11 protein-coding genes are annotated in these 13,277 nt (G+C 72.2%); 5 read left to right on the forward strand and 6 right to left on the reverse strand.

Annotation, left to right across the window (positions count from 1 at the left end; genetic code table 11):
- The first annotated feature begins 189 nt into the window (after positions 1-189).
- On the forward strand, positions 190-882 hold the full coding sequence (locus tag GTY56_RS36355; RefSeq protein ID WP_161369536.1) for a DUF4232 domain-containing protein: 693 nt from the start codon (positions 190-192) through the stop codon (positions 880-882).
- Between the two features lie 43 nt (positions 883-925).
- On the opposite strand, the gene hemB is transcribed toward GTY56_RS36355, so the two are convergent.
- On the reverse strand, positions 926-1,924 hold the full coding sequence (hemB, locus tag GTY56_RS36360) for a porphobilinogen synthase (RefSeq protein WP_161369537.1): 999 nt from the start codon (positions 1,922-1,924) through the stop codon (positions 926-928).
- A gap of 370 nt (positions 1,925-2,294) precedes the next feature.
- Here hemB and GTY56_RS36365 point away from each other — a divergent pair, with 370 nt between their 5' ends.
- Positions 2,295-3,683: an FAD-binding oxidoreductase gene (locus tag GTY56_RS36365; protein WP_161369538.1), complete on the forward strand. Its 1,389-nt coding sequence runs from the start codon at positions 2,295-2,297 to the stop codon at positions 3,681-3,683.
- A gap of 20 nt (positions 3,684-3,703) precedes the next feature.
- Here the strand turns inward: GTY56_RS36365 and GTY56_RS36370 are convergent, their stop codons facing one another.
- The 5 genes from GTY56_RS36370 to GTY56_RS36390 all read right to left on the reverse strand — a co-directional run bounded on the left by GTY56_RS36370 (position 3,704) and on the right by GTY56_RS36390 (position 9,497).
- Positions 3,704-5,410 carry a bifunctional uroporphyrinogen-III C-methyltransferase/uroporphyrinogen-III synthase gene (locus GTY56_RS36370; RefSeq protein WP_033313988.1) on the reverse strand — a complete coding sequence of 569 codons (1,707 nt, stop codon included), beginning with the start codon at positions 5,408-5,410 and terminating at the stop codon, positions 3,704-3,706.
- Positions 5,407-6,372: a hydroxymethylbilane synthase gene (gene hemC / locus GTY56_RS36375; RefSeq protein ID WP_161369539.1), complete on the reverse strand. Its 966-nt coding sequence runs from the start codon at positions 6,370-6,372 to the stop codon at positions 5,407-5,409. The genes GTY56_RS36370 and hemC overlap by 4 nt, the downstream gene beginning before the upstream one ends.
- Positions 6,369-8,144, reverse strand: a complete 1,776-nt coding sequence (locus GTY56_RS36380; protein ID WP_161369540.1) for a glutamyl-tRNA reductase — start codon at positions 8,142-8,144, stop codon at positions 6,369-6,371. Before GTY56_RS36380 ends, hemC begins: the two co-directional genes overlap by 4 nt.
- Positions 8,141-8,905, reverse strand: a complete 765-nt coding sequence (locus tag GTY56_RS36385) for a redox-sensing transcriptional repressor Rex (RefSeq protein ID WP_020275182.1) — start codon at positions 8,903-8,905, stop codon at positions 8,141-8,143. Before GTY56_RS36385 ends, GTY56_RS36380 begins: the two co-directional genes overlap by 4 nt.
- A gap of 313 nt (positions 8,906-9,218) precedes the next feature.
- Positions 9,219-9,497 (reverse strand): glutaredoxin family protein, encoded by a 279-nt coding sequence (locus GTY56_RS36390; RefSeq protein WP_184558945.1) that lies wholly within the window; start codon positions 9,495-9,497, stop codon positions 9,219-9,221.
- Between the two features lie 162 nt (positions 9,498-9,659).
- On the opposite strand from GTY56_RS36390, the gene GTY56_RS36395 reads away from it, so the two are divergent.
- From GTY56_RS36395 to GTY56_RS36405, 3 genes are all read left to right on the forward strand, one after another.
- Entirely contained in the window at positions 9,660-10,577 is a 918-nt protein-coding gene (locus tag GTY56_RS36395; protein WP_161369542.1) for an HAD family hydrolase, read from the forward strand.
- Positions 10,578-10,926: 349 nt separating this feature from the next.
- Positions 10,927-11,697, forward strand: a complete 771-nt coding sequence (locus GTY56_RS36400) for an ECF subfamily RNA polymerase sigma factor, BldN family (protein WP_161369543.1) — start codon at positions 10,927-10,929, stop codon at positions 11,695-11,697.
- Between the two features lie 236 nt (positions 11,698-11,933).
- Complete coding sequence (locus GTY56_RS36405; RefSeq protein ID WP_161369544.1) at positions 11,934-13,181, forward strand: DUF5667 domain-containing protein; 1,248 nt, start codon at positions 11,934-11,936, stop codon at positions 13,179-13,181.
- The last annotated feature ends 96 nt before the right edge of the window (positions 13,182-13,277 follow it).

Genomic DNA, 13,277 nt, shown 5'->3' on the forward strand with positions numbered 1-13,277 from the left:
AATGGCCGTTCTCCCTGGTCAGAGCATGTGCGGGCGTTCCAGCGTCCCTGATCTCCCGCCTGGTCTGGCGGCCGGGACGGATCACCGCACAGGCTCTGGTCATCCAAGCACGCCGCTCCCGGCCCGCCGGCAGCGCGACCCACCCGGGCCTGCTGACCCACCGCCTTTTGTCCGAAAGGAAACGCAAGCATGCGCAAGTACCGTCCCCTCCCCGTTGTCCTCCTGGCCGCCCTCGCCCTGACGGCATGCCAGAACGGCACGGGCACGAAGGACGAGGGAGCCGCCCACCCCGAGCCGGCCTCGGCGACCGTCACGGCGACGCAGCCGCCCCGGAGCGACAGCAACGGGCAGGACGAGCACGGCACCGCGGGCGGCAGCGGCGCGAGGGGCACGCAGGCGAGGGGCGCACAGGCCGCACAGGCCGGCCGGAAGAGCGCGAAGGACGCCACGGCGGCCCGTGTCCTGTGCAACGGCTCCAACACCACCGTCACCGCCCAGCCGGTCCGCCGCCCCGTCAACCACATGCTGCTCACGGTGAAGAACACCGGGTCGAAGACGTGCGACCTGACCTACTACCCGATGCTGCGCTTCGACGAGATGCAGTGGGCGCCGCAGCCGATCGAGGACTCCCAGCCGCAGGCGGTGACGACCCTGGCCCCCGGCGAGTCCGGCTACGCGGGCGTCTCGCTGTCGGCGGCCGACGGCAGCGGCGAGTGGGGCACCACCGGCCACGAACTCACGGTCGGCTTCCAGGGCTACACGCCGGACAGCGACGGCGGCCCCTCGGCGGTCCCGGCCCTGCCGGCCAAGGGCGTGTACTACGACAGCACCCTGAAGGTCACCTACTGGCTGCGTGACATGGACGACGCGCTGTCCTACTGACGGCCGGGACCGGCAGAGCCTGAGAACCGCTGACGCCCGCGGCCTACTGCTCCTTGAGCTTCTGGGCCACTTCGGTGGCCCAGTAGGTGAGGATGGTGCGCGCACCCGCCCGGCGGATGCCGGTCAGGGCCTCCATGATCGCCCGGTCCCGGTCGATCCAGCCCTTCTCGGCGGCGGCCTCGATCATCGAGTACTCGCCGGAGATCTGGTAGGCGGCGACGGGCACGTCCACGGCGTCGGCGACCCGGGCGAGGATGTCCAGGTAGGGCCCGGCCGGCTTGACCATCACCATGTCGGCGCCCTCCTCCAGGTCCAGGGCGAGCTCCCGCAGCGACTCACGCGCGTTCGCGGGATCCTGCTGGTACGTCTTCCGGTCCCCTCGCAGGGACGAGCCGACCGCCTCCCGGAAGGGCCCGTAGAAGGCCGAGGCGTACTTCGCGGTGTAGGCGAGGATGGCGACGTCCTCCCGCCCGATCTGGTCGAGCGCGTCGCGGACGACCCCGATCTGCCCGTCCATCATCCCGCTGGGCCCGACGACATGGGCTCCGGCGTCGGCCTGCACCTGGGCCATCTCGGCGTACCGCTCCAGGGTCGCGTCGTTGTCGACCCGGCCCTGCTCGTCGAGGACGCCGCAGTGCCCGTGGTCGGTGGTCTCGTCGAGGCACAGGTCGGACATGACGAGCAGGTCGTCGCCGACCTCGGCCCGCACGTCCCGCAGGGCGACCTGGAGGATGCCGTCCGGGTCGGTCCCCGGCGTCCCGAGCGCGTCCTTCTTCGACTCCTCCGGCACGCCGAACAGCATGATCCCGGAGATCCCCGCCGCGACCGCCTCCGCGGCGGCCTTCTTCAGACTGTCCCGGGTGTGCTGCACGACCCCCGGCATGGCGGCGATCGGCACGGGCTCACCGATGCCCTCCCGCACGAAGGCCGGGAGAATGAGGTCGGCGGGGTGCAGCCGGGTCTCGGCGACCATCCGACGCATCACGGGGTTGCTCCGCAGCCGCCGCGGCCGAGTACCGGGAAATGATCCGTACGTCGTCATGCCCCTACGCTACGCCCGCCCCAAACCCCCCGATACCGACGCCCTGTCGGCCGCCCCCTGCCCCCGCTGCGGGCATGCGTGCCTCCCCCAGTGCCTTAAGGGCCTGGGAGGTGCCCCCAGGGCGGCACGGGTGGGCGCGGGGGTCCCCCCTGCTCGAGCGAAGCCGAGAGCTCGGGGGAGGCACCCCGCACCGCCGGGCCGCGCAACGCCCCGCCCTCAGCCCCCACGCCGAGCACCATGCAGCCCACAGCCCCGCAATGCGCCACCACTCCCCCAGGTCCATCCTGAAACCACAGGACAAGGACCCCGACGGCCGGACCCGACACCCCACCGCCGCTGTCCCTCCGTACCCGCCCCCACGGAGGACGCGATGACCGCCCCCCACCACATGCCCGACCTCTTCGCCCTCTCGGAGATCAACGGCCCCGTCGTCCGCCCCGGCGAACGCGCCTACGCCGACGAAGTCACCGGCTTCAACCTGGCCTCCCTGCACACCCCGGACGTGGTCATCGGCGCCACCGGCCCCGACGACATCGTCACCGCGATGCGCTGGGCACACGCCACCCGCACACCCGTCGCCGTCCAGGCCACCGGCCACGGCGCCAACTTCCCGATCGAACACGGGCTGCTGATCAACACGTCCCGCATGACGGACGTCCACGTCGACCCCACCACCCGCACGGCCACCATCGCCGCCGGCGCGAAGTGGAGCCACGTCATGGCCGCGGCCGCCCCCTACGGCCTGGCAGGGCTCTGCGGCACCTCCACCGACGCCGGCGTCATCGGCTACACCCTCGGCGGCGGACTCCCGGTCCTCGGCCGGGCCTACGGCTTCGCCGCCGACCTGGTCCGCTCCTTCCAGGTCGTCACCCCGGACGGGCACCTGCGCGAGTCGGACCCCCGGCACGAACCGGAACTGTTCTGGGCACTGCGCGGCGGCAAGGGCAACGTAGGCGTCGTCACCTCGCTCGTCACCGAACTGCTGCCCCTGCCCCGGGTCTACGGCGGCGGCATCCACTGCCGCGCCGAACACACGGAGACCCTGCTGCGCACCTGGACGGAGTGGACCCACACCGTCCCGGACGAGATGTGCAGCATGTTCTCGGTCCTGCGCCTGCCGCCCATCCCGCAGATCCCGGAACCCCTGCGCGGCGGCTTCTGGGCCCGGGTCGCCATCGCCTGGCCGGGCGACCCGGCGGACGGCGAGGCCCTGATCGCGCCGCTGCGCGCGGCGGCCCCGGTCGCCGTCGACCTGGTCGAGGAGATGGACCACGCGGCCCTGGACCGCATCCACATGGAACCCCAGGACCCGCTCCCGGCACGGGAGTGCTGCATGCTCCTGCGCGACCTGCCCTCCGACGCCATCACCACGTTCCTGGAGCAGGTCGGCCCCTCAGCCGGCGCCGAGCACCCACTGCTCGTGGCCTCACTGCGGCACATGGGCGGCGCGCTGTCCCGCCCGTCCGCCGTCGAGGACGCCGTCTGCGCCCGCGACGCCCGCTACTTCATGGAGTCGGTCGGGATCATGCCCGCCCCACCCGTGGCCGAGGCCGTCGAACAGGCGACACGCCGCCTCTACACGGCCATGGCCCCGTACGGGACCGGCCGCACCATGGTCAACATCCACGGCACCCCGGGCGACGAACAGGACCGCGCCCGCGCCTGGACCCCGGAGGTCTACGCCCGCCTACGCCACGACAAGGCCACCTACGACCCGGACAACCTCCTGCGCTACGGCCACGCGGTGACTCCCGCGTAGCCGCAGCCAGTGAGGGCCGGTCACGTCGTCGAACGCCTCCGCCGCGCCCCCGGCCGCCGCTCGCTCGGCCGGGTCACCGGGTCGCCGGCCTCCACCGCCGCCACCCGGCGCTTCGCGCCGAAGTCGGCCAGGGCTTCCGCCAGCTTGTGGACGGACGGCTCCGGAGCCATGACGTCCACCCGCAGCCCGTGCTCCTCGGCCGTCTTCGCCGTGGCCGGGCCGATGCAGGCGATCACCGTGACGTTGTGCGGCTTGCCGGCGATGCCGACCAGGTTCCGCACGGTCGAGGACGAGGTGAAGAGAACGGCGTCGAAGCCACCGCCCTTGATCGCCTCACGGGTCTCCGCCGGCGGCGGCGAGGCCCGCACGGTCCGGTAGGCCGTGACGTCGTCGACCTCCCAGCCGAGCTCGATCAGCCCGGCCACCAGCGTCTCCGTGGCGATGTCGGCACGCGGCAGGAACACTCTGTCGATCGGGTCGAAGACCGGGTCGTACGGCGGCCAGTCCTCCAGCAGCCCCGCGGCCGACTGCTCGCCGCTCGGCACCAGGTCCGGCTTCACGCCGAACGCGATCAGCGCCTTCGCCGTCTGCTCGCCGACGGCCGCGACCTTGATGCCCGCGAAGGCACGCGCGTCGAGCCCGTACTCCTCGAACTTCTCCCGCACGGCCTTGACCGCGTTCACCGAGGTGAAGGCGATCCACTCGTAGCGGCCCGTGACGAGACCCTTGACCGCGCGCTCCATCTGCTGGGGCGTGCGCGGCGGCTCGACGGCGATCGTCGGCACCTCGTGCGGCACGGCCCCGTACGACCGCAGCTGGTCGGAGAGCGACGCCGCCTGCTCCTTCGTCCGCGGCACGAGCACCTTCCAGCCGAACAGCGGCTTGGACTCGAACCACGCGAGCTGGTCGCGCTGGGCGGCGGCGGAACGCTCACCGACCACGGCTATCACCGGCCGGCCGCCGTCGGGCGAGGGCAGCACCTTGGCCTGCTTCAGCGTCTGCGCGATCGTGCCGAGCGTGGCGGACCAGGTGCGCTGCCGGGTGGTCGTACCGGCGACGGTGACCGTCAGCGGGGTGTCCGGCTTGCGTCCGGCGGAGACGAGTTCGCCGGCCGCCGCGGCGACGGAGTCCAGCGTCGTGGACACCACGACCGTGCCGTCCGACGCCCCGACCTCCGTCCAGCACCGGTCCGACGCCGTCCGCGCGTCCACGAACCGCACGTCCGCGCCCTGCGCGTCCCGCAGCGGCACACCGGCGTAGGCGGGCACGCCGACGGCGCTCGCGATGCCGGGGACGACCTCGAAGGGCACCCCCGCGGCGGCGCACGCCAGCATCTCCTCGGCGGCGTACGTGTCGAGGCCCGGGTCACCGGACACCGCACGCACGACCCGCCTGCCGCCCCGCGCGGCCTCCATGACAAGATGTGCGGCATCCCGCACCACGGGGACGGCCGCGGTGGTTGACGTGCCGTCAACTACCGTCAGCTGGGGCGCTCCTGTGCCCGGAGCAGGATCCTGGGAAGGATCCGGATCCGTGTGCACTTCGGACACGCCCTGCCTGGCGTGCTGACGTACGACGTCGAGCACCTCGTGCTCGGCGACGAGGACGTCCGCGTGCGCCAGCGCCTCCACGGCGCGCAGAGTCAGTAGTCCCGGATCTCCGGGTCCGGCACCCAGGAAGGTGACGTGCCCGTGTTCAGGACCGGCGGAAAGGGCGGTGGGGCTCACTGTGCTCGCTCCCCCATCAGACCGGCCGCGCCCTGGGTGAGCATCTCGGCCGCGAGTTCGCGACCGAGCGCCATCACCCCGTCGTGCGTCTCGGGCACGGGACCGGTGGTGGACAGCTGCACCATGCGCGTGCCGTCGGTGGTCCCGACGACGCCGCGCAGGCGCATTTCCTTGACAATCCGCCCGTCGGCCCACAAGTCGGCCAGTGCCCCCACAGGGGCACTGCAACCGGCTTCCAGGGCGGCGAGCAGTGATCGCTCGGCCGTCACGGCGATCCGCGTGAACGGGTCGTCGAGTTCGGCGAGCGCGGCGATGAGGTCCGCGTTGTCCGCGGTGCACTCGATCGCCAGGGCCCCCTGGCCGGGGGCGGGCAAAATCGTGTCGACCGACAGGAAGTCGGTCACTTCGTCACCGCGGCCGATCCGGTTGAGCCCGGCGGCGGCCAGCACGACGGCGTCGAGTTCCCCGCTGCGCACGAACCCGATGCGGGTGTCGACGTTGCCGCGGATCGGGACCGTCGTTATGTCCAGGCCGTGGCTGCGGGCGTACGCGTTGAGCTGCGCCATGCGGCGCGGCGAACCCGTACCGATGCGGGCCCCGGAGGGCAGGTCGGTGAGCTTCAGCGCGTCCCGGGCGACGATCACGTCCCGCGGGTCCTCGCGCACCGGCACGGCGGCCACGACCAGCTCGTCGGGCTGCGTGGTCGGCAGGTCCTTCAGCGAGTGCACCGCGAAGTCGACCTCGCCCTTGAGGAGCGCGTCGCGCAGGGCGGTCACGAACACGCCGGTACCGCCGATCTGGGCCAGCGCCTCACGCGAGACATCACCGTACGTGGTGATCTCGACGAGCTCGACGGGCCGCCCGGTCACCCGGCTCACGGCGTCCGCCACCTGCCCGGACTGGGCCATGGCGAGCCTGCTGCGCCTGGTACCGAGCCTCAGCGGCTCACGCGTATCAGTCATGCCGGCCCTCGGTCTTCCTCGGTGGTGCTGTCCTCGGCCCTGGAGACGGCGGCCACCGTCTCGGGGTCGAGGTCGAACAGGGTCCGCAGCGCGTCCGCGTACCCGGCGCCGCCGGGTTCGGCCGCGAGTTGCTTGACCCGCACGGTCGGCGCGTGGAGCAGTTTGTCGACCACGCGCCGCACGGTCTGGGTGATCTCCGCTCGGTGCTTGTCGTCGAGACCGGGCAGCCGTCCGTCCAGCCGGGCGATCTCGCCGGCCACGACATCGGCGGCCATGGTGCGCAGGGCGACCACGGTCGGTGTGATGTGCGCGGCCCGCAGTGCTGCCCCGAAGGCCGCGACCTCGTCGGAGACGATACGCCGTACCTGGTCCACATCGGCAGCCATCGGAGCGCCCGCGGAGGCCTCCGCCAGCGACTCGATGTCCACCAGCCGCACCCCGGCCAGCCGGTGCACGGCCGCGTCGATGTCGCGCGGCATCGCCAGGTCCAGCAGGAAGAGCACGGGCTCGGGCCGCTGCGGCTCCTCGACCGGCTCGGGCCTGCGGCGCTCGGGGATCCGCCCGACGGTGGCGACGGTCGCGGCGAGCGCGGCGATGGCGTCGGTGTCCGCGGCCGGGTCGAGCGTGCCGGTCTGTCCCGGCCGGGCCGTACCGCCCGCGGCACGCCGGTCGCCGCCCGCCGTGCCGTTGTCCACCCACGCCGCGTGCTGTTCGAGGTCGGCTGCGGCCATCCCGGCCACGGCCGCCTCGCCCAGGACGGAGAATCCGGCGGTGGCCTGCACCGCGGACAGGTCGAGCGGGCAGCCGTCCTCGCTGCCGAGGCTGGTGCCCGACGCTCCGCCGCGCTGCGCAGCCTGTCCGGCCGCGGGGCCGGTCTCGCCGCCCGGCGCGCCGGGGCCGTCCTCGCCGGGCAGGGTGGCCGGCGCGGGCGCACGTCCCTCGATCGCCCCGGCGACCGACTCGGCCGTCAGGACCAGGCCCGTCGCGCCGGTGCAGGAGACGGTGACGTCGGCACGTGTCAGCTCGGCCGGCACCGACTCCATCGGTACCGCGCGGGCCGCCACGTCCGTGTCGTCGCCCTCGCTGAGTATCCGGGCGAGGCGCTCGGCGCGGTCGAAGGTGCGGTTGGCGACGACGATCTCGGCGACCCCGGCCCGCGCGAGCGTGGCCGCGGCCAGGGAGGACATCGAACCGGCCCCGATGACCAGCGCCTTCTTGCCCCGGGCCCACTGCAGGACGTCGCCGCCCCGGGCCAGCTGCTCCAGGCCGAAGGTGACCAGGGACTGGCCGGCACGGTCGATGCCGGTCTCGGAGTGGGCGCGCTTGCCGACCCTGAGGGCCTGCTGGAACAGGTCGTTCAGCAGCCGGCCCGCCGAGTGCAGCTCCTGCGCCCGGGCCAGGGAGTCCTTGATCTGGCCGAGGATCTGCCCCTCGCCGACGACCATGGAGTCCAGTCCGCAGGCCACCGAGAACAGGTGGTGGACGGCCCGGTCCTCGTAATGCACATAGAGATAAGGGGTGAGCTCCTCCAGGCCGACCCCGCTGTGCTGGGCGAGCAGCGTGGACAGCTCGGCGACACCGGCGTGGAACTTGTCCACGTCGGCGTAGAGCTCGATGCGGTTGCAGGTGGCGAGCACCGCGGCCTCGGTGGCCGGTTCGGCGGCGACCGTGTCCTGGAGCAGCTTGACCTGCTCGTCCGCGTTCAGCGCGGCCCGTTCCAGGACGCTGACCGGGGCGCTGCGGTGGCTGAGTCCGACGACAAGGAGGCTCATGCCGGCATCACGGCGGGCATGTCCCCGTCGGGTCCCTGGTCGGCGGAGTCGCTGCGGGCGGCGGCGGCCGGGACGCCCCCGTCGGAGGCGGCGGCCTCCTCCCCCGCCTTGCGCTGCTCGTGGAAGGCGAGGATCTGCAGCTCGATGGAGAGGTCGACCTTGCGCACGTCGACGCCGTCCGGGACGGACAGCACGGTCGGCGCGAAGTTCAGGATGGAGGTGACACCGGCGGCCACGAGCCGGTCGCAGACGGCCTGTGCGGCACCGGCGGGGGTGGCGATGACACCGATCGACACGCCGTTGTCCTGGATGATCTTCTCCAGGTCGTCGGAGTGCTGCACGGGGATGCCCGCGACGGGCTTGCCGGCCATGGCCGGGTCGGCGTCGATCAGCGCGGCGACGCGGAACCCGCGGGAGGCGAAACCGCCGTAGTTGGCGAGGGCGGCGCCGAGGTTACCGATACCGACGATCACGACCGGCCAGTCCTGGGTGAGCCCCAGCTCGCGGGAGATCTGGTAGACGAGATACTCGACGTCGTAGCCGACACCCCTGGTCCCGTAGGAGCCGAGGTAGGAGAAGTCCTTGCGCAGCTTCGCGGAGTTGACCCCCGCCGCGGCCGCGAGCTCCTCGGAGGAGACCGTGGGGACCGAGCGCTCCGACAACGCGGTCAGAGCGCGGAGGTACAGCGGAAGCCGGGCGACGGTGGCCTCGGGAATCCCTCGGCTGCGGGTCGCCGGTCGGTGAGTTCGGCCAGTTGCCACGGTGCTCCTGCGGGTAGAGCGGGGCTGTAGGCGGTCATACGTCCCTACATGACCGCCCCGTCGAATGCAGGCTATGTCTTTGTGAACGCGTGCACAAAGATGGTGTCCGATTTGCCCGGCCAACGTGACCGGGGTCACGCGCCCCCGGCGCACGCGCGGGGAACCGGCGCATATCCACCACCGCTCCTTGTCTTCTGGGGGCAAAACCGCACACTCTCCTCAGCGAATCCCGCCCCCGAGACCAAGTCACCATCGATCCTAAGCGACCCGGCGGCCCCTTTGGACTGGTCGGTCAGTCGCTCACCGGGCGGGGTCAGTCGGTCAGCGCCTTGCGCAGGCGGCCCTCGTTCACGCGCCAGAACGTGTGCTGCCTGCCGTCCACCAGCACGACGGGGATCTGCTCCCAGTACTGATCGTGCAGTTCCCGGTCCTCGGTGATGTCCTTCTGCTCCCAGGGGACTCCGAGATCACCGCACACCTTCTCCACAACGACCTGTGCGTCATCACACAGATGACAGCCGGGCTTGCGGATCAGGGTGACGAGCCGGTCCCGAGGGGGCGTGCGACGGAAGAGGGGACTCATGTCGGCCATTGTCGCGCGCCCGCGGGCAAGCGGAACCCTCGCGAAAGCGCCAGGGGACGCGCCGGCCGCGTCCGCCCCGCGCGGCATCTTTAACGACACGCTTGCCGAGAGTTCACAGGCTTCCAACCTTCTGACTCCGGAACCCCCGAACAGACTGGCTATGCTCACGCCATGGCCGCTCTCGGATGGCTCACTCCCCGTAGGCGCTCCGCCACGGCGCGGAGCGTTTTGGCAGGCGAGGCCTCGGCGGAGGCAGCCCGCAAGTCCACACAGGAAGCCGCCGGCGCGACCGAGGAACCGCAGTTCCCGGTGCACGGCGACGACCGGGCCGCCGCCTTCTTCGACCTGGACAACACCGTCATGCAGGGCGCGGCCCTCTTCCACTTCGGGCGGGGCCTGTACAAGCGGAAGTTCTTCGAGACGCGCGAGCTCGCCAAGTTCGCCTGGCAGCAGGCGTGGTTCCGCCTCGCCGGGGTCGAGGACCCCGAGCACATGCAGGAGGCCCGCGACTCGGCCCTGTCCATCGTCCAGGGCCACCGCGTCGCCGAACTCCAGTCGATCGGCGAGGAGATCTACGACGAGTACATGGCCGAGCGCATCTGGCCCGGTACGCGCGCCCTCGCCCAGGCCCATCTGGACGCCGGCCAGAAGGTCTGGCTGGTGACGGCCGCCCCCGTCGAGATCGCCACGGTCATCGCCCGCCGCCTCGGCCTGACCGGCGCCCTCGGCACGGTCGCGGAGTCCGTCGACGGCGTCTACACCGGCAAACTCGTCGGCGAACCGCTGCACGGCCCGGCGAAGGCCGAGGCGGTCCGCGCCCTGGCCGCCGCCGAGGGCCTGGACCTCGGCCGCTGCGCCGCCTACAGCGACTCGCACAACGACATCCCGATGCTCTCGCTGGTCGGCCACCCCTACGCCATCAACCCGGACAGCAAGCTGCGCAAGCACGCCCGCGAGCTGGACTGGCGCCTGCGCGACTACCGCACCGGCCGCAAGGCGGCCAAGGTCGGCATCCCCGCCGCGGCGGGCGTCGGCGCGGTCGCCGGCGGCACGGCGGCCGCCATCGCCCTGCACCGCCGCCGCCGCTGACCACCTGATCAAACCGGGACACGGATGTTTACGGCCTGACAATCGCCGTAAATCCAACTGGCGTACCCCCACAACCTCGTGTCCAGTCCTCTTGGCTGCACACGGCCACAACACGCCCTGGACTCAGCCGCTATCCGAACCTTTCCGATCAACAACCGTTCACAGTTCGGCACTTGATCGGGCGTCAATCGGTTAGGGAAGCGACGTAATCGGTGATTTGAGCAACTCGGTGTAGCAGTGCCTGCACGAAGCGTTATTCTCCTCAGACGCAAACCGGTACCCCTCCGTCGCTACGACGGGTGAAAGGTCCCGCACTGCACGTGATGGAAGCTCTGCCTCTGGGAGTCCCGTGTACCCACACGTCGGGGTTGACGCCTCGGGCCTGGCTACGCTGCGCGCAACGGTCCAAGACCTGTTGCGCGGCTTCGTCCCCACCGCGTACGCCGTCCCCGCATTCGCCACCGCCGCGCCCGTCGGCCCGTGCTACGCACTGGCCGACGGCAGCGCCGCGGTCGGCAGACGAGGCCGCCCGTCCGGGGCGGCCCCCGCCCGCCGCCCGGCGGCGGACAGCGACAGCGCCCGGATGATGGACCTCGTGGAGCGCGCCCAGGCCGGCGAGTCCGACGCCTTCGGCCGCCTCTACGACCAGTACAGCGACACCGTCTACCGGTACATCTACTACCGGGTCGGAGGAAAGGCGACCGCCGAGGACCTCACGAGCGAGACCTTTCTGCGTGCCCTGCGCCGCATCGGCACGTTCACCTGGCAGGGCCGCGACTTCGGCGCCTGGCTCGTGACCATCGCCCGCAACCTCGTCGCGGACCACTTCAAGTCCAGCCGCTTCCGGCTGGAGGTCACCACCGGCGAGATGCTCGACGCCAACGAGGTCGAGCGCTCCCCCGAGGACTCCGTCCTGGAGTCCCTCTCCAACGCCGCCCTGCTCGACGCCGTGCGGCGGCTCAACCCCCAGCAGCAGGAGTGCGTGACGCTCCGCTTCCTCCAGGGCCTCTCCGTCGCCGAGACCGCCCGGGTCATGGGCAAGAACGAGGGCGCCATCAAGACCCTCCAGTACCGGGCCGTCCGCACCCTCGCCCGGCTCCTCCCGGAAGACGCCCGCTGACCGCCCCGCACACACGGCGACAGCCAACTCACGGTCCGTGAAAGTCGGTTGACTTCCGGATCCGATCGTCCGGCGTCCGTAACCCAAGTGCCGCGCCGCTCGTTGTGCGGGATGCAGGCTCCCTGTGGTCACCCCCTGGCCGACTCCGATCACTCGATCGTGTGGTCGTGGTCAGGGTGTGCAACCCTCAGGACCCCCTGGGGAGTCGACCGTCATGACGAGAGGAGGTGCCGCCAGTGATCGCGAACGTATCGGCGCACCGGCGGGCGAACGCCTTCGCCCAGGCCCTGGAGGAGCAGTCCGAGCAGGGCACGGCGGCCGAGCAGCCCGAAGGATCGGCACCGGCCCCGGCAGTCGCGGAACCGAGTGAGCAGGCCCGCCATCTGGCGCTCGCCTCGGGCCTCGGCGCGTTGCCCAAGCCGGAGCTCGACCCGGAGGTCAAGGTCGTTCAGCGGGCCCAGCTGGTGGCCGCCTTCGAGGCCATGCTCCAGGAGGGCACCGCGGGCGGCGGGGCGACGGACAGCGCGGTCCCCGAGCAGCGATCCCGGGCCCGCGGCGCGCACCGCGCGGGTTCGCTGAAGAAGCTCCGCCCGCGTTCCCGGCTCGCCAAGGGCCTCACCGCGGGCGGACTCAGTGTCGGGGTGGCCGCGAGTGCCTTCGGCGGAGTCTCCGCCGCCAGCTCGGACGCCCTGCCGGGCGACTCGCTCTACGGCCTCAAGCGCGGCATCGAGGACGTCAAGCTCGGCCTCGCCGACGGGGCGGACGAACGCGGCCGGGTCTACCTCGACCACGCCTCCACCCGGCTCAGCGAAGCCCGCCGCCTGATGGAGCGCGGCCGCAGCGGCCCGTTGGACCACGAGTCCCTCGGCGAGATCCGTCGCGCCCTGTCCGGCATGCGGCACGACGCGTCCGAGGGCCACCGGTTGCTGAGCGAGGCGTACGAGCGCGACCCGGACTCCCTGGGCCCCATGCAGGCCCTGTCCGCGTTCTCCCGCTCCCACCGCGAGGCCTGGGGCGAACTGCGTGAGCGACTGCCCGTCCAGCTCGGGGACGTCAGCGAGCAGGTGTCGTCCGTGTTCGACGCCATAGACGAGGACGTCGCCCCGCTGCGGTCCCTGCTGCCCGAGCCCCCGGCCACCAGCGGCGGCGACGGCAAGAGGCAGGGCGCCACCGAGTCGGCCCCCAGCGGCTCCTCCGGCACCGACCGCTCGGCCCGGCCCAGCGACGGCGGCAGCCGGCACAGCGACGAGGGCAGCACCGGCAACGGCGGCAGCCCCAGCCGCTCGGCCGGCTCCGGCAGCGACAGCGACGGCCTGCTCGGCGGCAACACCGGCGGCCTGCTCGACCCGCCCAAGGACAGCGAGGCGAGCACCTCCCCGTCGGCGGAGGACAACGCACCCGTCCCCGAGCCGGACGTGACACTCCCGCCGCTCCTGCCCGGACTGCTGCCCGGCCTGGGCATCGACAGCGAGGACGCGGACTAGACGGCGACGGTGGGGTGCCCCTTCGGCAAGGGGCACCCCACCGTCGTACGTCAGCAGGGTCAGAAGAACACCGACCGCCGCTGCACCAGCAACTTG

Source organism: Streptomyces sp. SID5643 (assembly GCF_009872555.1).
GTDB classification, from domain to species: domain Bacteria; phylum Actinomycetota; class Actinomycetes; order Streptomycetales; family Streptomycetaceae; genus Streptomyces; species Streptomyces iakyrus.